The organism is Enterococcus sp. C57, from assembly GCF_040887305.1.
GTDB classification, from domain to species: Bacteria; Bacillota; Bacilli; order Lactobacillales; family Enterococcaceae; genus Enterococcus_B; species Enterococcus_B hirae.
On the sequence record NZ_JBFOFP010000003.1, the window covers coordinates 214,604 to 233,915 of the forward strand.

The 19,312-nt window shown below is 38.9% G+C and carries 19 protein-coding genes, 1 tRNA gene and 1 riboswitch; of the genes, 3 read left to right on the forward strand and 17 right to left on the reverse strand.

Features of this window, described 5'->3' with window-relative positions; genetic code table 11:
* The 4 genes from AB5M32_RS04845 to AB5M32_RS04860 all read right to left on the reverse strand — a co-directional run bounded on the left by AB5M32_RS04845 (position 1) and on the right by AB5M32_RS04860 (position 2,829).
* On the reverse strand, positions 1-750 hold the full coding sequence (locus AB5M32_RS04845) for a carboxylesterase (protein ID WP_178285806.1): 750 nt from the start codon (positions 748-750) through the stop codon (positions 1-3).
* A gap of 220 nt (positions 751-970) precedes the next feature.
* Complete coding sequence (gene secG, locus AB5M32_RS04850; protein WP_010718604.1) at positions 971-1,207, reverse strand: preprotein translocase subunit SecG; 237 nt, start codon at positions 1,205-1,207, stop codon at positions 971-973.
* Positions 1,208-1,486: 279 nt separating this feature from the next.
* Positions 1,487-1,762: a GNAT family N-acetyltransferase gene (locus AB5M32_RS04855; RefSeq protein ID WP_010718605.1), complete on the reverse strand. Its 276-nt coding sequence runs from the start codon at positions 1,760-1,762 to the stop codon at positions 1,487-1,489.
* Positions 1,763-1,833: 71 nt separating this feature from the next.
* Entirely contained in the window at positions 1,834-2,829 is a 996-nt protein-coding gene (locus AB5M32_RS04860; RefSeq protein ID WP_010718606.1) for an alpha/beta hydrolase, read from the reverse strand.
* Positions 2,830-3,042: 213 nt separating this feature from the next.
* Positions 3,043-3,087: riboswitch (PreQ1 riboswitch) on the forward strand.
* A 23-nt stretch (positions 3,088-3,110) separates the two neighbouring features.
* Between AB5M32_RS04860 and AB5M32_RS04865 the strand changes: the two genes are divergently transcribed.
* Complete coding sequence (locus AB5M32_RS04865; RefSeq protein ID WP_094940502.1) at positions 3,111-4,085, forward strand: nucleoside hydrolase; 975 nt, start codon at positions 3,111-3,113, stop codon at positions 4,083-4,085.
* 5 nt (positions 4,086-4,090) lie between these two features.
* Positions 4,091-4,657: an ECF transporter S component gene (locus AB5M32_RS04870; protein WP_010737992.1), complete on the forward strand. Its 567-nt coding sequence runs from the start codon at positions 4,091-4,093 to the stop codon at positions 4,655-4,657.
* A gap of 167 nt (positions 4,658-4,824) precedes the next feature.
* Here AB5M32_RS04870 and AB5M32_RS04875 read toward each other — a convergent pair whose 3' ends face one another.
* From AB5M32_RS04875 to rpoN, 8 genes are all read right to left on the reverse strand, one after another.
* Positions 4,825-5,961 carry an ArgE/DapE family deacylase gene (locus AB5M32_RS04875; RefSeq protein WP_178285805.1) on the reverse strand — a complete coding sequence of 379 codons (1,137 nt, stop codon included), beginning with the start codon at positions 5,959-5,961 and terminating at the stop codon, positions 4,825-4,827.
* 172 nt (positions 5,962-6,133) lie between these two features.
* On the reverse strand, positions 6,134-7,159 hold the full coding sequence (locus AB5M32_RS04880) for an alpha/beta hydrolase (protein WP_178285804.1): 1,026 nt from the start codon (positions 7,157-7,159) through the stop codon (positions 6,134-6,136).
* A 259-nt stretch (positions 7,160-7,418) separates the two neighbouring features.
* A complete protein-coding gene (gene eno / locus AB5M32_RS04885) occupies positions 7,419-8,717 on the reverse strand; it encodes a phosphopyruvate hydratase (RefSeq protein ID WP_010718611.1) in 1,299 nt (432 codons plus the stop codon).
* Positions 8,718-8,832: 115 nt separating this feature from the next.
* Positions 8,833-9,588 carry a triose-phosphate isomerase gene (tpiA, locus tag AB5M32_RS04890; protein ID WP_010718612.1) on the reverse strand — a complete coding sequence of 252 codons (756 nt, stop codon included), beginning with the start codon at positions 9,586-9,588 and terminating at the stop codon, positions 8,833-8,835.
* Positions 9,589-9,743: 155 nt separating this feature from the next.
* Positions 9,744-10,934 (reverse strand): phosphoglycerate kinase, encoded by a 1,191-nt coding sequence (pgk, locus tag AB5M32_RS04895; protein WP_010718613.1) that lies wholly within the window; start codon positions 10,932-10,934, stop codon positions 9,744-9,746.
* Between the two features lie 110 nt (positions 10,935-11,044).
* A complete protein-coding gene (gene gap, locus AB5M32_RS04900) occupies positions 11,045-12,046 on the reverse strand; it encodes a type I glyceraldehyde-3-phosphate dehydrogenase (RefSeq protein ID WP_010718614.1) in 1,002 nt (333 codons plus the stop codon).
* Positions 12,047-12,086: 40 nt separating this feature from the next.
* On the reverse strand, positions 12,087-13,178 hold the full coding sequence (locus tag AB5M32_RS04905) for a sugar-binding transcriptional regulator (RefSeq protein ID WP_172595671.1): 1,092 nt from the start codon (positions 13,176-13,178) through the stop codon (positions 12,087-12,089).
* A 152-nt stretch (positions 13,179-13,330) separates the two neighbouring features.
* Positions 13,331-14,662: an RNA polymerase factor sigma-54 gene (rpoN, locus tag AB5M32_RS04910; RefSeq protein ID WP_010718616.1), complete on the reverse strand. Its 1,332-nt coding sequence runs from the start codon at positions 14,660-14,662 to the stop codon at positions 13,331-13,333.
* Between the two features lie 59 nt (positions 14,663-14,721).
* On the opposite strand from rpoN, the gene AB5M32_RS04915 reads away from it, so the two are divergent.
* A tRNA-Arg gene (locus AB5M32_RS04915) sits at positions 14,722-14,793 on the forward strand.
* A gap of 214 nt (positions 14,794-15,007) precedes the next feature.
* On the opposite strand, the gene AB5M32_RS04920 is transcribed toward AB5M32_RS04915, so the two are convergent.
* The 5 genes from AB5M32_RS04920 to AB5M32_RS04940 form a co-directional block, all read right to left on the reverse strand.
* On the reverse strand, positions 15,008-15,619 hold the full coding sequence (locus AB5M32_RS04920) for a hypothetical protein (protein WP_178285803.1): 612 nt from the start codon (positions 15,617-15,619) through the stop codon (positions 15,008-15,010).
* Between the two features lie 354 nt (positions 15,620-15,973).
* Positions 15,974-16,492, reverse strand: a complete 519-nt coding sequence (locus AB5M32_RS04925; RefSeq protein ID WP_178285802.1) for a GrdB-related putative oxidoreductase — start codon at positions 16,490-16,492, stop codon at positions 15,974-15,976.
* Positions 16,493-16,506: 14 nt separating this feature from the next.
* A complete protein-coding gene (gene celB / locus AB5M32_RS04930; protein ID WP_010738000.1) occupies positions 16,507-17,862 on the reverse strand; it encodes a PTS cellobiose transporter subunit IIC in 1,356 nt (451 codons plus the stop codon).
* A gap of 52 nt (positions 17,863-17,914) precedes the next feature.
* A complete protein-coding gene (locus AB5M32_RS04935; RefSeq protein WP_010718620.1) occupies positions 17,915-18,244 on the reverse strand; it encodes a PTS sugar transporter subunit IIB in 330 nt (109 codons plus the stop codon).
* Positions 18,245-18,305: 61 nt separating this feature from the next.
* A complete protein-coding gene (locus AB5M32_RS04940) occupies positions 18,306-19,253 on the reverse strand; it encodes a N(4)-(beta-N-acetylglucosaminyl)-L-asparaginase (protein ID WP_034699124.1) in 948 nt (315 codons plus the stop codon).
* Positions 19,254-19,312: the final 59 nt, after the last annotated feature.

Genomic DNA, 19,312 nt, shown 5'->3' on the forward strand with positions numbered 1-19,312 from the left:
TCATTCCTCATTCCAAGGTAAATTCTCTAGAAACTCCAACACATCTTTTTCCAGTAATTTTCTAGACTCTCCAACGGTGATCACATGTTTGCTGTTGGGATACCATTGAAGGGTCACTCTTTTATCGGCTAATTTTTTTGCTGTTTCGTAGACTCCAGCTGGATCAATCATTTCATCTTGACCGGCTTGGGCTAAAAAAACAGGTGCTTGGATGTCACTAAGTTTTCCTTCTGTAATTGCTGCTTGGTTTTGTATCTTTGCTAATTGCTGATAAACATTTGGTCGAAGCGCAGCGACAGTTTCTTCGATTTCCTGTTCAGATTCCCCTGCAAGTTTTAGCACATAACGTTCATATCGCTCAAAATTTTCTGGCACATGATTTTCAACTGGTGAAATCGGCGAGCAGAAACATCCGCCACCAATGATCTCTGGCTGTTCTGCTAATGCTCGAACAGCGAAGATTCCTCCCATTGATAATCCAAAAACGGCAACTTGGGAAAAACCTTCTGCTTTTAAAAAGTGGATGGCTTGTTTCGTATCTTCCCACCATGTTTCCGTTTTTTGCGCTAAAATGTCTTGTGGAGCTAGCGTTCCATGTCCAGTAAATAATGGAGCATAGACAGTATATTCTGACTTTTCCAAATATCGAGCCAGCATGCGCACATCATTCGGACTTCCAGAATAGGCATGTAAGAGTAGCACAGCTTTCTTGCTATGTTTTGCATAAAGGGGTTTTGGTAGACTTTTCATTAGGTTCACCTCGTTCTTCTCATTTTAACATAGATTGGCGATCCCTTAGGACAAAACCGCTCTTTTGGCAAATAAAAAAGAGCCGCGACGTCAATCACTGCTCTGCATGAAAGGAATTCTTTTTTCGCTCATTCAAATCAACTACTTAAAAAATTAAGCCGAAATTTTTTGAACGAAAAAACGATTCATAATTATTTCGACTAATCGTTAAATCAACTTTTTATTTAGAAGATAAAAAGGCTAGTACAAATAATAAAATCATCCAAATGGCACCCATTACCGCTGTCGAACGTTGCATGACTGCTTCAAAACCACGTGCTTTTTGTTTACCGAATAATTGATCCGCTCCGCCAGTAAATGCACTTGCTGCACTGTTTTGTTTACTTGGTTGCATCATGATTGCAATGACCATTACAATCGATAACACGATCACGATTCCTAAAATTACATTATACATTAAGCAGCCTCCTTTCCGTAAAATATCATCTATTTTACTTTATCATATAAAAAAAACTCTGACAACCTTCTCTTGCGAATGGGGCTTCAATTTTAGATAACATTTAGTATTAGCACTTATTCATGGGCAAAGACTGAAAAGATGAAAAAACCGAAAGAATAACAACGTTAATAGCCGGTTGCTACAATTTCGGTTTCTCTAATTTAAAAAAAGTTCATTTAGCGGATAGATCCACTTTTTGTCATTTCATTCATTGACGATCGTACGAAAACGAGTCGATTATTTACGAAGCACATCTTGATATTCTGGTTTTCTTTCAAATTCTTTCTTCGCATATGGACACAATGGAATAATTTTTTTACCTTCTCTTCGAGCTAGTTCTACGCCATTAAGCACCAATTTTTCTGCTAATTTTTGTCCACGATACTCTGGTTCTACAAATGTATGATCAATGATCATGATGTCTGGTCCTGCATCCGACCAAGTCATTTCCCCGATTTCTTTTGCTTCATCATTCAATAATACGAAACGATTTTTTTCTTCTTTGATTTCCATTTTCGCCACTCCCCGTATTGACCAAATAATTTGTTCTCCTTGATTCTAACAGTCTAGTTCTCAGCAAACAATTATTTATACTCGGAATAACCTGATTCTCTCCAATCGATTCGCTGTTCGATAAATGAGAAAACAACCGTCCAATATTTGGTGGGATCTTTCACGGCTGCTTCTAAATGTTGGGCTTCTGGGATCAGAAAAAGATCATTTTCACCAGCTGTTGCATTTTGGATCGTATATGCGGCACTGACTGGAACGAACTGATCCTCTTCCCCATGAATGATCAATACTGGCAGATGGTTACTGCCCAACTGACGGGTTGCTGACGCCTGTTTCAAAGAATAACCAGCATATTTCTTTGCATAGCGATTTGCATGGCGCATGATCATTTTTTTAGGAAGAAAGGTTAGTTTGCTCAACATGTAGCGAAACTCCGCATAGACGGAAACAAACCCGCTATCCAGGATAAACCCTCGAACTGCAGGAGGTAGTTTTTCCCCACTAGCCATCATGATAGCAGAGGCACCCATTGAACTCCCATGTAAAATAATGTTAGCATCTGGCTGCATCTGTAAAATATAGTTGATCCAGATAATCAAGTCTAAACGATCCAACCAACCCATTCCGATGATTTCTCCTTCACTCTTGCCGTGAGCACGCAAATCAGGAATCAAGACGTTAAACCCTGCTTCTGCATATTTCTTTCCAATATAAGACATATCTGTTTTCCCATCACTTCGATAGTCATGGACACAAACAACCCATTTTTTGTTGGGAGAGGAACTTTGAAAGATTCGTCCTAATAGTTTTAACCCATCATGACTTTTGACTTCGATTTCTTTGCCTTTATTCCAAAAGCCCTCAGCTTCTGTTTCCGCAAGTTGCCGCTGCTTTTCCACGATCGTAAAAGCCGATGGGTCCATCAACTGATGACCTGTTTTCTCATACCAATCATACCCTCTTTGTAAACCCGATTGAATTAATTTTTGCGCATAGTAAGAAGAAAGTCCACGATAAATGACTGCGCCTAAAATGAGAACTATAAGAATAAGATACATGACAATCACTTATCTTCCCCGCTTTCCATAAATATTTTTTCTATTATCAATCCGTATAGCCTTCTATTCCATTGTACCATTTTCTAAAAAAACTGCTCAAGTTTTCACCCTAGGCTTCATTGAAATTTAAAACCAATCAAATAGGAATAAAAAATAAGATAACATTTACATTTTATTTAAAAGCCAGTATACTGATTCCGTGCATTTTAATCAAGGAGTATCCTTGGACTGGTTCGGAAACTTCCCAGAATAAAAAACTAAGTATCTCTACAGAAAGGAGATTGGAAATAATGCGAAAAGTAATTATTGACTGCGATCCTGGAATCGATGACACTTTAGCATTGATGTTAGCCATCAAGTCCCCCGAAATCGAGGTGGTTGCGATCACGACGGTCTGCGGTAATGTACCTGTGACAATCGGTAGCCAAAATGTTTTCAAATGTTTGAAACGTTGCGGACGCTTAGACATCCCCGTCTATCAAGGGCAAACACAACCGTTGAAACAGCCGTTTATTAGCGCACAAGACACTCATGGGATGGACGGATTAGGCGAGACAAACTTTGCTCAAGTACCAGAAAAACAAATAGAAGAAAAATCAGCAGTCGATTTTTTGGCGGAATACTTTTCTAAAGAAACAAACACCTCGATCATTGCACTTGGCCCTTTGACCAATATTGCTCGTGCTTTGATGAAAAATCCACATTTAGGGAAACATTTCGAGCGATTTATTTCAATGGGTGGCACCTACAAAAGCCACGGAAACTGTTCACCAGTTGCTGAGTACAATTATTGGTGCGATCCTGATGCAGCTGCCTTTGTGTTTGAAAATTTAGGGAACACGATTGAAATGGTCGGTTTAGATGTTACGAGAGAAATCGTTTTGACACCTACCTTATTAGAATATTGTTGTCAGCTCAATCCTGAGGAAGGAGAATTTCTAAAAGCGATCACTCGTTTTTATTTTGATTTTCACTGGCAACAAGAAAGAATCCTAGGGTGCGTCATCAATGATCCTCTGGCCGTTGCCTACTTTATCGACGAAAGCATTTGTCAGGGATTTACTAGTTATACCGCTGTTGAAACGCAAGGAATCAGCCGTGGGCAAACACTAGTCGATCGCTTTGATTTTTGGCAAAAAGCACCAAACAGCACCATTATGACAGAAGTTGATACTCATCTATTTTTTCGGAAGTTTTTGACCGTTCTTTTAAATGCACAAGAAGAAACGATTAAAAAAGATCTGGAAAGATTAAAGATGGGATGAAAAACATGCGCAAAAAAAGAATCACCACACAGACGATTACGATCGTCGCTTTATGTATCGGAATCAATTATATCGGCGGAACCATTGCATTATGGCTACGATTACCGATCTATCTTGATTCGATCGGTACCATATTCGCTGGGACTTTGTTAGGTCCGGTATTTGGGTTACTCACTGGCTTGGCCAGCGGGGTATTAAGTGGTGTTACCACCGATATCTTCTCGTTGTATTATTCACCTGTTCAAATGGTAACAGGTTTACTTGCTGGAGTGATTTTCCATCAACGATTCACTCGAAGTAAGAACCGCTGGACCTTAGTTTTCTGGGCACTTGTCTTATCACTGCCTGGAACCATCCTTTCTTCCCTAATCACTGTAAAACTCTTTGGGGGAGTCACTTCTTCTGGTTCAAGCATGATCGTTCAGTTCCTCCATGGAATTGGGTTCAATCAAACAATGAGCGTGATTCTCGTTCAAGCGGGTACCGATTACCTCGACCGCCTGCTCTCAGTAGTCGTCGTCACCCTTGTCGTCTTGGCATTGCCGAAAAGGGTTGTGAACAGAGCGATTTGAGCTGCGTAGTTGTGATGAGCTGGAGTAAATATACGTGCGAATAGAAGTCGGTTACTTCAATTAGTAAATCAAAAAAAAGCAAAACAAATTTTCATGTTTTGCTTTTTTTTTGATTTAATTGAAGGATCTATTTTGTACTTTTTTGTACTTTGAACCAAAATAGGCTGTTATGCTAAATAAGACAAGATGATTGCTTGATATGTGTCAATCATATCCAAGTAATTATCGATTTCTACATACTCGTCTATTTGATGAGGCAAGTTTACGACTCCGGGACCGAATACCACAAAATCGAAGGAGTGAGCGGATTTAGTAAATTCAGCTGCATCTGTCGTTGCTGCTGCACCTACTAGGGGCAATGGTTGCTTGAACTGTTTTTGAATATGGTGGATCAACGAAGAATCAGGATTTGCTTTCACAGGAATCTTATTGTAGTCGATCGTCAATTCTAAGTGATAGTTCGTTCCTTCATTCAATTCATCCACGATCTTTTGTAATAAATCAATGATTTGATCGTTTGGAAATTCAGGGATTGAGCGGATATTTCCTTGTAATTGCGCCTGACTTGGAATACTGTTGACTTGATTTCCTCCGTTGATCACTGTAACGTTATGAATCGTTTTTCCTAACGCTGAATTTTGGAAATCATTCGCTAAAGCATCCATTTGCTCGTTTGCACGCGTAATAAATTCATTTAAATGGTTGATCGCATTGTAGCCTTCTTGAGGCATTGAGCTGTGGGCTTCTTTACCATGAGAAACAACGGTGTAGTTTATTGAACCCATGTGAGTATACATCAAATTGTAATTGGTTGGTTCACCAATGATCAATCCGTCTAAATCGTCGACATAACCTGCTTTTGTCAGTTGTTCACTACCTAATTCTCCGACTTCTTCCCCTACTGTCGCTAATAATTTGATTGTCCCGTTAAACGGTTTCCCGGACTCTTTCAATTCAATCATCGCAATCACCATAGCGGCTAGCCCACTTTTCATATCGGTAGCACCACGTCCATACAAACGATTACCTTTTATTTCTGCTGCAAAAGGCGGATAGGTCCAATTCGATTCGTCTCCTGCAGACACAACATCCATGTGACCAGACAAACCTAATACTCTTCCTTGACCATTGTGATACGTCGCCACCAAGTTATCACGCCCCTCAGTGTGAGAAATGATTTCTCCTTGGATTCCATGTTGATTCAATAATTGATTTAAGTAGGCGGCTACTTCCCCTTCTTTCCCATTCACTGACTTGATTCGGATCATTTCTTGTAAAATAGCTATTTTTTCTTCATTTCCCATCCTGTCCCACACTCCTGCTGTTTCTTTCTATTTTACTGAAACAGTGTATCATTTTCAATCATTCATCCATTCTCAGTCGATTAGCTAGCAACAGCCATTGACACTCCTATGTCTAAAGACACCGAAGCACCCCAAAATAGAAGGAGCTATTTCGGGATGCTTCGGCAATTCGTTATTGAGCTGTTGTAGATCGAAAACAGTTTTCAATGAACCGCTCCGTCTGCTCATAACAAGTTTTTGATTCTGGCAATGTATAATTAAATTGATATTCATGACTGATTTCTTTTTTCTGGTCTTTATAAAATAGTTCGTCTACAGGAACGTCTAACTCTTTTAATTTATTTGCGAAAGCAATCCCTTGATCTTGAAATGAATACGCATTTCCATCTGTGATATACGTAGGCGGGAAGTCTTTTGACACTTGATCAACTAAACTAGCTTGATATAAGCGTTCGTCTGTTTGCCAATCTTTCGTTCCAATCAAAGACCAAGCTACCGTTTTAACGAAGAAATGCATCAATCGATCACTCGATTGCTGTTTTGCTGTTTGTTGCAAGTCAACTGGTCCACAGTAAGAAATGGCTCCTTTGATCGCTGTTGGATCAATCATTTGTTTCATCTTCATTTCTTTTGCATACTGTTGATTTGTTTGGATAGTAACATACTGTAAGGCAATCTGAGCGCCTGCACTATCGCCACCAAAAATCAGCTTTGAAAGATCCAACTTATGATTGTTCTCTTTTTTTAATTGTTGGACTAATTCATTGACTTGTACTACTTGATTGGGATACTGAGAGCTAGGTGCCGGTTCATAGTTCATAGCAACAACTGCGATGTGCGTATCTGAAGCTAATCTTGTTGCAAATTCTTTTACACCTGCTTTATCCCCGCTCACATAGCCTCCACCGTGAACCCAGATCAACGTGGGTAAAGGTCCCTCACTGCCTTTAGGATAATAGATATCGTAGTTGTTTTTTTTGAATTGTGATTGATAAGAACGATCAGTGAGCGAACTGGTGGAATCTTTTGCTTGTTCATACGTTTCTTTATCTGTGATCGTTACAGCATTGCTAAACAGATGTCGGATCACATAAGCACCCGGTCTCGGTGAAACTTGAAAAGCAATCACGACCAATAAAATGGTACTGAGAAGCAAAATACCGAACCATTTGAACCCTTTTAAAATTTTTGCTTTCATACACTTTCCCCATTATTCTTTTTTTTCCTTTTATCATAATATCTTAGCAATAATTAAATCGTTTGTAAACGTGACAAAAAACGATTATGTAATTCAGTTTTTGTTAGGATAAACTCTAAATTTTTTCTGCAAAAAAAGACCTTTCTCCTATCTTCAAGATAAGAGAAAGGTACTTTTTAATAACTTTAGAATGAAGTAGACCAGCACAGCTATATAATCGACGCTCTACTATCGTCGTACTTATTTGATCGTCCTAAAATTATTTGTTTTTTAAGTTGTAGAAAGATTTCAAACCTTTGTATTCAGCAACTTCGCCTAATTGGTCTTCGATACGTAGTAATTGGTTGTATTTAGCAATACGGTCAGTACGTGATAGAGAACCAGTTTTGATTTGACCAGCGTTTGTTGCAACAGCAATATCAGAGATTGTTGAATCTTCTGTTTCACCTGAACGGTGAGAAACAACTGCTGTGTAGCCAGCTTCTTTAGCCATTTCGATTGCTTCAAAAGTTTCTGTCAAAGTACCGATTTGGTTAACTTTGATTAGGATTGAGTTAGCGATTCCTTTTTCAATACCTTCAGATAATTTTTGAGTGTTTGTTACGAACAAGTCGTCACCAACTAATTGAACTTTGTCGCCTAATACGTCAGTTAATTTCTTGAATCCGTCCCAGTCGTTTTCGTCTAATCCGTCTTCGATTGAGATGATTGGATATTTAGAAACTAATTCTTCGTAGAATTTGATCATTTCGTCAGTTGTTTTTTCGCCTTCGCCTGAATCAGCTAATACGTAAACACCTTTTTCTTTGTCGTAGAATTCTGAAGAAGCAGCATCCATAGCAAGAACAACGTCTTTACCAGGTACATAGCCAGCTTTTTCGATTGCTTCGATGATTACTTCAAAACCTTCTTCGTTTGAACCAAGGTTAGGAGCGAATCCACCTTCGTCACCAACAGAAGTAGCTAATCCACGAGATTTCAAGATTGCTGCTAATGCGTGGAATACTTCAGCACCCATACGTAGAGCTTCTTTGAATGTTGGAGCGCCAACAGGCATGATCATGAATTCTTGGAAGTCGATTGAGTTATCCGCATGTGATCCACCGTTGATGATGTTCATCATTGGAGTTGGTAAAACTTTTGTATTGAATCCGCCTAGGTAGTGGTATAAAGGTACTTCTAGGTAGTCAGCAGCTGCACGAGCAACAGCGATAGATACACCTAAAATTGCGTTCGCACCTAATTTACCTTTGTTAGGAGTTCCGTCTAAAGCGATCATAGCTTTATCGATTGCCATTTGGTCACGTACATCGTAGCCAATGATTGCTTCAGCAATGATGTTGTTTACGTTGTCAACAGCTTTAGTTACACCTTTACCGCCATAACGAGCTTTGTCTCCATCACGTAATTCAACGGCTTCGTATTCACCAGTTGAAGCACCTGAAGGAACCATTCCACGGCCAAAAGCTCCGCTTTCTGTGTATACTTCTACTTCGATTGTTGGGTTACCGCGTGAGTCTAAGATCTCGCGAGCGTAAACATCAGTAATAATTGACATGTTTTGTCTCTCCTTTGAGTTTGTTTTTTCCTAAGGGATTTCCCTCATATACGATTTTAGTTAATTTTAGGCGTTAGTGCAAACATTTCTTGCATTTTTCGCAAATTTTCACTAATTATTTTACAGCGTCTAATAATGCTAAGAATGAATCAGCTTGTAAGCTTGCGCCACCAACTAATGCTCCGTCAACATTTTCTTTCGCCATATATTCAGCAATGTTTTCTGGTTTTACAGAACCACCGTATTGGATACGTACTGCATCAGATACTTCTTTGCCGTATAATTTTTCAACTGTTTGACGTACAACGCCACAGATTTCGTCAGCAATTTGTGCATCAGCTGATTTACCAGTACCGATTGCCCAGATTGGTTCATAAGCAATAACCATGTTGCTTACTTGGCCATCTGTTAATCCTTCAAGACCAGCAGTGATTTGTCCTTCGATCCATTCAGCTGTTTTTCCAGCTTCGTAAGTTTCTAAAGATTCACCACAGCAAAGAATTGGGATCATGCCGTTTGCAAAGATAGCTTTCGCTTTTTTGTTGATGTCTTCATCTGTTTCATGGAAGTATTCACGACGTTCTGAATGTCCGATGATCACATAGTCCACACCTAAGTCTGCTAAAGCAGCTGGTGAAGTTTCACCTGTGAATGCACCTGAGTTTTCCCAGTAGCAGTTTTGTGCTGAGATTTTTAATTCTGTTCCTTCAGCTGAAGCCATTAGTTCTTGTAAGAACAAAGCAGGTGATCCGATAACAGAATCAACTTTTTCATTTGAAGGGATGTTGTTTTTTACTGCTTCAGCAAATTCTTTTGCTTCAGATGCAGTTTTGTTCATTTTCCAGTTACCAGCGATAATTGGTTTACGCATGACAGTATGCACTCCTTTAAAATTATGAGTCGTGGAACTCTCCTCCACGTATAAAAAGAAAAAGCTGCTTTTTGGTTAAGTTTATTTGAGTTTGAATCAATTCACTGTTGCAAAAAGCAGCTGTCTTCATCTAAATCAGATACAACGAACGATGCTTATTTATCGTTGATTGCAGCTAAACCAGGTAGTTCTTTACCTTCTAGTAATTCTAAGCTTGCGCCGCCACCTGTTGAGATATGTGTGAATTTGTCAGCAAAACCTAATTGTTCTGCAGCTGCTGCTGAGTCACCACCACCGATGATTGTTGTTGCATCTTCAAGGTTAGCGATTGCTTCACAAACACCGATTGTACCTTTAGCAAAGTTACTCATTTCGAACACACCCATTGGTCCGTTCCAAACAACTGTTTTTGCACCTTGTAATGTATCAGCAAATAATTTCACTGATGCAGGGCCGATGTCTAAAGCCATCAATCCTTCAGGGATATCGCCTTCGATTACTTGTGTTTCAACATCGTTTGAGAACTCTGGAGCACAAACGTTATCGATTGGCAAGACTAATTTGTCGCCAGCTTTTTCGATCAATTCTTTTGCTAATTCAACTTTATCAGCTTCTACTAAAGAGTTACCGATTTTGATTCCTTTAGCTTCGTAGAATGTGTAAGTCATTCCGCCACCGATCAAGATTTTGTCTGCTTTAGGAATCAAGTTTTCGATTACACCGATTTTATCAGAAACTTTTGCGCCACCTAAGATTGCGATCATAGGGCGTTTTGGTTCTTCAACGGCTTCACCGATAAATTTGATTTCTTTTTCCATCAAGAATCCAGCAACTGTTGGGATACCAGTTGAAGCAATTCCGACGTTTGAAGCATGCGCACGGTGAGCTGTACCGAAAGCATCATTGACAAATACATCACCTAATGAAGCCCAGTATTTACCTAGGTCTGCATCATTTTTGCTTTCTTTTTTGCCATCAATGTCTTCAAAACGAGTGTTTTCAAAAACAACCACGTCGCCATCTTTCATGCCATTGATTGCTGCTTCTAATTCTGCACCACGAGTTTCAGGAACGAAAGTTACTTCTTTTCCTAATAGTTCGCCTAAACGTTTTGCAACTGGAGCTAAAGATTTACCTTCTTTATCTTCTTCCGTTTTTACACGTCCTAAGTGAGAGAAAAGAATTGCTTTTCCGCCTTGTTCTAATACGTAGTTGATTGTTGGTAATGCTGCTTTGATACGTGTGTCATCTGTGATCACGCCATCTTTCAAAGGAACATTAAAGTCAACACGGACAAGAACTTTTTTATCTTTTAAATCAATATCTTTCACTGTTTTCTTAGCCATTTTATTTCCTCCTAAATAAACTTACTATCAAAAAAAGCGGAAGAAGCGCGATTGCTTCCCCGCTTTTAAGTGTACATGCTTATAAATTACACTTGTACGTTTGGTCTATCTTATAAGTTAGCGAAGTATTCTAAAGTACGTACTAATTGTGCAGTGTAAGACATTTCGTTGTCATACCAAGCAACAGTTTTAACTAATTGTTTGTCGCCAACAGTCATTACTTTAGTTTGTGTAGCGTCAAATAATGAACCGAAAGTCATACCAACGATATCAGAAGAAACGATTTCGTCTGTGTTGTATCCGTAAGATTCGTTTGAAGCTTCTTTCATTGCTGCGTTGATTTCGTCAACAGTTACTTCTTTTTCAAGAACTGTAACTAATTCAGTTAATGAACCTGTTGGTACAGGAACACGTTGAGCAGCTCCGTCTAATTTACCGTTCAATTCAGGGATTACTAAACCGATAGCTTTAGCAGCACCTGTTGAGTTAGGAACGATGTTTGCAGCAGCAGCGCGTGCACGGCGGAAGTCACCTTTAGGATGAGGTCCGTCTAGAGTCATTTGGTCACCTGTGTAAGCGTGGATAGTTGTCATTAATCCTTCAACAACACCAAATTTGTCGTTTAATGTTTTAGCCATAGGAGCTAAACAGTTAGTAGTACATGAAGCACCTGAGATAACTGTTTCTTTACCAGTTAATGTTTCGTGGTTTGTGTTATAAACGATTGTTGGAACGTCATTTCCACCAGGAGCTGAGATAACAACACGTTTAGCACCAGCTGTTAAATGTTTTTCAGCAGCTGCTTTTGAAGTGAAGAAACCAGTACATTCTAGAACGATGTCAACACCTAGTTCGCCCCAAGGTAATTCTTCAGGGTTACGGTTAGCTAAAACTTTAACTTCTTTTCCGTTAACGTTGAATGAACCTTCGTGAACTTCAACTGTTCCGTTGAAACGTCCTTGAGTTGTGTCATATTTTAACAAGTGTGCTAACATTTTAGCATCTGTTAAGTCGTTGATTGCTACTACTTCGATTCCATCTACATCTTGGATACGACGGAATGCTAGACGTCCGATACGTCCAAAACCATTAATACCTACTTTAACTGTCATTTAAGATTTCCTCCTTATGAAAATCAAAAAAATATTTATTTTAAAGGGATACCCCTTTTAAAATCTCTTTTGCTGCAGCTTCATCAGTGATGAGCCACGTTTGTTTTGGTGCATTTTTCATATAGGCGCGAATCGCTTTTGCTTTTGACTTTCCCCCAGCAATCGCAAGAATGATGGGTACATTTGCCAAATCTTTCAATTCGATTCCGATGCGAGGAACTTTATATACGACTTCGCCATTTTCATTGAAAAAATAGCCGAAAGATTCCGCCACCGCATTCGCCTGTTTCAGCATGACTAATTCCTTTTCAGTCATTTTCCGACGTGCTGCCATATGGAGTGCGCGTCCAATACTATGAATAACACAATTTGCCTGACTAATCAAGTTTAACACTTCTTGAATAGAGGGTTCATTGAGCAAGGAATTGTACGTTGCTAAACTTAATTGTTCTGGAACATACAATGCACGATGATTTCCACTTGCTTTTGTAGCCATTCTAGCACTTACGGAATTTGCTTGTACAGTCACAGCCTCTCCGATACCACCACGAGCTGGCACAAATAGATTATGTCGCTGATTGTTTTCCAAATTTGTCAGTTGTTCAGCTACTACAGCCATCGTTGTTCCGCCCATTACAGCAATGATATTATTGCCCTCCGGTAGTAACAAATCTAAAGCTTCATTTAATGCTTCACCAAAAGCATCCGCCACTTTAGGCTGTTCTTCACTGTTTCCTGATACCACGATACAACGTTGATTCCCAAAATACTCAGCCAGTTTTTTTTCTGTCTGATGCATTCCTAAAAGTTGATCCATGAAGTTCTCAAGGCTTTGATAAACTTCTTCTCCTTTTTTGGTCAAAGTCATACCGCTTTTAGAGGTGTTGATCAAATCTAACTGTTTCAATAGATCCGTTTCTGTTCGTAATACGCGTTCTGTGATGCCCATACTCTCTGATAAACTACGACGACCTATTGGCTGCATCCAATAAATATTACGTAAAATTTTATATCTTTCCTGTAAAACCTCGATAATATCCGGTGCAACAGATTCAATCATTTTCAATTCATCAAGCATAGCGATCTCCTTAGTTGGACGATATTTGTCCAATGTAGACTCAAAACGACCCATGTACGATAAAAAAAGAAAAGCGACTTTCCTACTACTAAGTATTTAAAAGGAAAATCTCAACCTCACGAATGTAAGTCTAACAGTTTTACCCGTTTTTTTCAATAAAAAAAGACTAGAAAAAACTTTTCATTTTTTTCTAGTCGAGATTCACATTATCTATCATAACGTTTTCTTTTCGATGAACTTGGGATTCCCAGCAGGTCACGATATTTTGCAACCGTCCTTCTTGAAATCAATATTTCATCTTTTTTTAATAATTCTACGATCTTTTGATCAGAAAGTGGTTTGATTTTGTCTTCTTGATCTACAAGTTCTTGGATTTTCTTTTGTGCAGTATCAGCTGAGAGATCGGTCTCAGTATCTGTCCCACTTTGCTGTAGTCTAGTTGTAAAGAATTTCTTAAGCTCGAAAACCCCAAATTCAGTTTCCAAGTATTTTCCATTGACGGCACGGCTGACAGTGGATTCATGTACTTCCAACTCTTTTGCCACTTCTTTTAATGTCAGCGGTTTAATTGGTCGTTCTTTATTTGTGAAAAAGGCTTGTTGATGGGAAACAATGATTTGAGCCACACGTAAAATCGTATCCCCACGTTGTAGAATCGTTTTTTTCAACCAGTCAAACTCTTGTTTCCGTTCTTTCAAATACGCTTGCGTTTCTTTGTCTGCTCTTTTAAGCATCTGATTAAAATAATGTTCTTGGAAACGAACGTCTGGTTGATTTCCTCGTCTAGAAAGGACAGACACTTTTTGGTCCTTATCAACCATCACTTTGACATCAGGAATGATATATAATTCACTGCTTCGATCAAAAATTCGACCAGGGCTTGGACTTAGTGTTTGGATGTAATCAAAGATTCGTTGTACTTCACTAAGTTCGATTGAAAAGCGTTGGGCGATCTCTTTCCATTTGCGATCAACCAGCAACTCAAAACACTCTTCCAAAACGATATACGCTAACTCTGGTGCAAAGTCATCTCTTTCCGTTTGTAACATCAAACACTCTTGTAAACTTCGTGCCCCCACACCTGCTGGCTCAAGTTGTTGGACCAGTGTCAGTGCATCAAGGATCTCAATCGAAGTAGCATTTGTTTGTTCTTGTGCCTCTTTTAAATCAATCGTCAAAAATCCATTTAAATCAATGTACTCGACTAAATAAAGAACTAACTGACGTAAGAAGGTCTGCCGATAGTTCAAATGGATCTGTTCGATCAATGATTCAAATAAGGAAACACTGGTATCGGGAATTTGATTTAAGTAGTTGGTTTCTTCATTATCATTGGCTGATCTGATCTTCTGATAGTCAGATTGCCATTCTGGTTCCACTACTTCTATCAATGGATTTTCTAATGCTTGATTTTCAACAAATGCCAAGAGCTCTTCACTGTTATATTGCAATACCTGGATGGACTGTTGCAGATGTTGTGTCATGGCTAATTTTTGTGTTTGCTGTTGTTTTTGTGAAAAGTTTTGTTGAAATTTCATTTTTTTGTCCATTCCCCTTGTAATTTTTTTTTAGTTTCGTTACAATTGTGTCTGTACTTGCGTCCTTAGTGTAGTGGATATCACGTAAGATTCCGGTTCTTGAGACGGGGGTTCGATTCCCTCAGGACGCGTCTATTGCTATCTTAGCATATTTGGGAATGTTTTGCTTTCTAAATTTAAAAGATAAAAAGCTGATCCGCATGTATGGATCAGCTTTTTTCGTTATTTTTTGTGTAAACTAAGTTTTACGAGCCACCCATATCTCTCCCATCACTTTTCTTTAACCATTCACTATTATTCAGCAATAGTTAGCGATCGCTGTCCACTTCCTTCCCCGCCTGCAAATCAAAAAGTGATTCGGAGTTCACTATAACTGTATTGGTAATGGCTCCCGGCATCCTTTGTAGTAAACCTTAGATCTAGCGCACTGGCTACACCACTCGTTGATCCGTTTTGCCATGAAGTCGTACCTTGTTTAAAGAAGTCACCATTCACGATATAATAGATACGATTGGCTTCTTCTAAGTTGACATAGACAGTTCCGGAAAAGGCTTTTGCCACTTCCTGGTCTTCTCTAACCAAATTTATTGCTATTATTCGTTTAATCGCTCTAAAATGACCACTTTCACTCGTTTCACAATAAAACCGCATCGTTGGCTTGTACGTCTTATTCACCGTCACAGTATGCGACAGTACTCGAAAGGTTGCTCTATTTCGAGTAACTGTGTGAACAATCTTGTCCGAAGATTCGAGTTTTTGCCTTGCTTTTGTTGATGAAAGCTGAAGATCGTTTGTGAGTTGCTCAATCATTTGATCATAAGTCATTACTTTGGAAAATGTTGCATGTGTTTCTACATTAGACTTGCTTGTAGTTGCCGCTATTTCTTGGGGATGAGAAATCAAAAATAGGAGTATAGAGCTAACAAACAAGGTCATGAGTATCTTTACTTTGTTCATACATCACCACTTTTCTTCAATTAAGAATAAATCGCTTACAATAAATAGTTTATTGGACGATCCATTGAGATTCAAGTCTATTTTTCACTCTACTTTTTAATAAAGAGAAGGAGCAAGTTGGCAAACGATGAAATTCAGTTAGCTAATTGATTGAATCTTTCTACCCAAACATTGATCAAAGCCTTACGTGTTGCTCATCTCCCCTGATCCTGCTTGTGGCAAATTATTCTTTGCAACCTTCTTCACACAAAAAGCCAATCAAAACATACGTAATGATTGGCTTTTTTCCGTCATCTATCGAAACAGCTTTTCAACTTAAGAAAAGTCATTATGCTCCGTTTATTCACTTTTGATTCAAAAGATCATTTCTTGTTCTGAGGAAGTTCGTTCTTCCCCTTTCGCTAACTGTGTCACGATTGTTGCCATATTTTTATAGGATTGATTTAGTCCGATCCCACCTTTTTTTGGCATTTTAACGATGGGGATCACTTGCTGATATTTTGCTACAGCAGGATTTTCAACAGACATTGCAGCGGCAGCAGGAATGCCTTCTTTGTTAAAAGCTTCGACTAACCCGCCTGCCATCTCTCCAAAATTAGGATAATGCATAGCTGGTCCACATAATATCGCATCTGCTTCAAACTTTTTGGCGAATCCGATAAATTTTTGTTTGACTTCTTCTGGATGACTTGAATAATAACGATCACCGCAGTATAAAGTAGCAATAATCTCTGCCTTTTTTTCTTTAAACAATGGTGCTAATGTTTCTCCCGGTCCTAGAGCTGTTTTTTTTCCACCAGGAGGTAATTGTGCTTGTTCGTCACTTCCCATACCTGCAGTCACATGGTTGAGGATCAAAATGATTTTTTTCATGCTCCTACTCCTTTTTATAAGGTATCAAAATCAAAGTCATCAAAATTGATTTCTTCTGCTGTTGATTCTTCTGCCTCAAGCTCTTCTTTCAGATATTGATTGTCTAACACTTTGATGAATGGATAATAAACTGCCATTCCTAATAAAATAAGTAATCCCTGAAGGACAGAAGCTTGCCAACCACTGACTAAAAAGCCTGAAATGATCGGTGGCGTTGTCCATGGAAGTTGAATCCCATTGGTGTAAGCAACTAGCCCTAGATCCATACAAAAATAAGCAATAATGATATTGATTGTCGGTACTAAAGCAAATGGGATCAAAATGATTGGATTTAATACGATCGGTAAACCAAAGATGATCGGTTCATTGATCCCGAAAATTCCTGGTACAAGCGATAATTGTGAAAGTTTTTTCACTCGCTGACTTTTACATACAAGAATCATAATCAAAATCAATGATAAGGTAGAACCGCCCCCACCAAATGTTGCAAACATATCTTGAAATTGACCTGTAATGATATTAGGAATTTCATGTCCGTCTTTGAACGCATTTAGATTTTCAATCGATAAAGCACGAAGAACTGGATTGAAAACTGCACCTACGACACTTGAACCGTTGATTCCGAAAAACCAGAAAAAATGTAAAAATAAGTACGCAATGATCATAGCACCTAAGGTATTCCCTAAACTTAACAATGGTGTTTGTAAGAATTTAAACAGGATTTCTTGTAAATTCCCATATGTGGTTAAACTCGCTACCCAATTAGCCACCATAAAGAACGTTAAGATGACGAAACTTGGAATCAATGCTTCAAACGATTTAACAACAGTAGGCGGCACGCCATCTGGCATTTTGATTGTCCACCCTGTACGAATCAAGGCAACGAACATACGAGTCGCTACTAAAGCAACTACCATCCCTAAAAATAAACCACTTGATCCCATCCAACGTAAAGGAAGACTTCCGACTTCAAATACTTCAGTCGAACCTTCTGGCGTAAATAATGTGGTAAAAGGCGTTACGATAAAGAATGAAACTAAAGAAATAATTGCTGCTTGCATCGCATCCACTTTAAATTGCTTTGCTAAACTATAACCGATGCCCCCAACTGCTAAAATCGTCATGATATCAAAACTGGCAGTAGCAGGCTTATTCAACATGACTGCCCAATTTTCCCCTAAAAAACCAGCCATCCATTCATTCCAATTTGGTATTGGAAAGTTGGTCAATACTAGAAACAATGACCCCACGATCAATAACGGTGTAGAAAGTAAAAAGCCATCTCGTATAGCAATCAAATATTTATTTTCTCCAACCGTTTTTGCCATTGGTGTCAAAACTTTTTCTAACCAATTCAAAAATTTTTGCATCTTTTTTCCCCCGATCTTTTTGTTGACTCCGACTGTTTCCGTTTACAAAAACTCATTTTCTACTTTCTTTGATCATTTTCAGGACATCTTTCATCGCACGTTCGCCATCCATCATGCCATATGCTTCTGTGGCAATTGTGCCTACAGGAATGCCTAACGGCTCAAACGTTTTTTTCATTTTATCACTTAAATGACGAACTTGTGGTCCTAATAAGATGGCTACCGGTTTCTCTTGTTCAACTTTTTCCTCTGCATGGATTGCTGGGAACGCATGGATTTCTAGTGGCATCTGATGTTTTGTGACTACTTCCATCATTTTATTGACCATAATACTCGTTGACATACCTGCTTCACAGAATAAATAGATTTTTTTTGTTGCCATTTTTTTCTCCTCCTTATATATACATATGCTGATTATCAGCTAAATGACTTCGATACTGGGATCAAACTGGGGCTTTGATGCGTTTTTCATAAGCATCCAGCCATTCTTTGGTGATTGGTTCAATGATCGTTGTCTGATCAACTCCTGGATTAGCTAAGTAGATAGCTGGTTGCTCCTTTTCAGTTGCAACAGTAAACGTAAATTCGACATTAGTCGCAACTCCCCATTCACCTGCTTTATTCATAGCAACTAATGAAAAAGCACCTGCTTTGCCATACCGTTCTTTTAATAAATCAGTAAAAGAATACACAGCTTGATCACAGGCTTTTTGTGGAGTGACTCCTTCTCCCATCAAGCGAACAATTTCATAAGCTAGACAGCCTTTCATTAGATCTTCTCCTAGACCAGTTGCTGTCGCACCACCGATTTGACTGTCGACGTAAAAACCAGAACCTGATAAAGGGGAATCTCCCACACGACCTTGCTTTTTCATAAATAATCCAGAACTAGACGTTCCTGCAGCCATGCCAGTGTGTTGATCCAAAGAAACCACGCCCACCGTATCATGTCCGTCATAGGGGCTTAGATTCGTTTTCGCCACTTCTGCCACTCGTTTTTGCCAAATTTTTTTAGCTCTTGGCGTTAGCATGTTTTTCCGTTCGAATCCTGCTAGCATTGCATATTCAGTGGCTCCTTGTCCTACGCGAAAACTATTGAATTTTTCATTACTTAATTTTCTGGCAACTGATATTGGATTCGCAATATCTACGATCCCAGCCACTGCCCCAATTTTGAACGTATCCCCATCCATAAAAGCCGCATCCATTTCTACAATGCCTCGTTCGTTTGGCAAGCCACCATAGCCAACTGATTTATAAAATGGATAGTCTTCTACACATTTGATTGACGTTTCCACAGCATCTCCGCATGTTCCTTCCTGTTCTAATAATTCTTTGGCAGCTAACACACCATCATGTGCCATACGCCACGTTGCGATAATTCCCCACATGTTTACTCCTCCTATATATAGCGCTTACATCTATTTTATTTAGTATATACTATTATGTC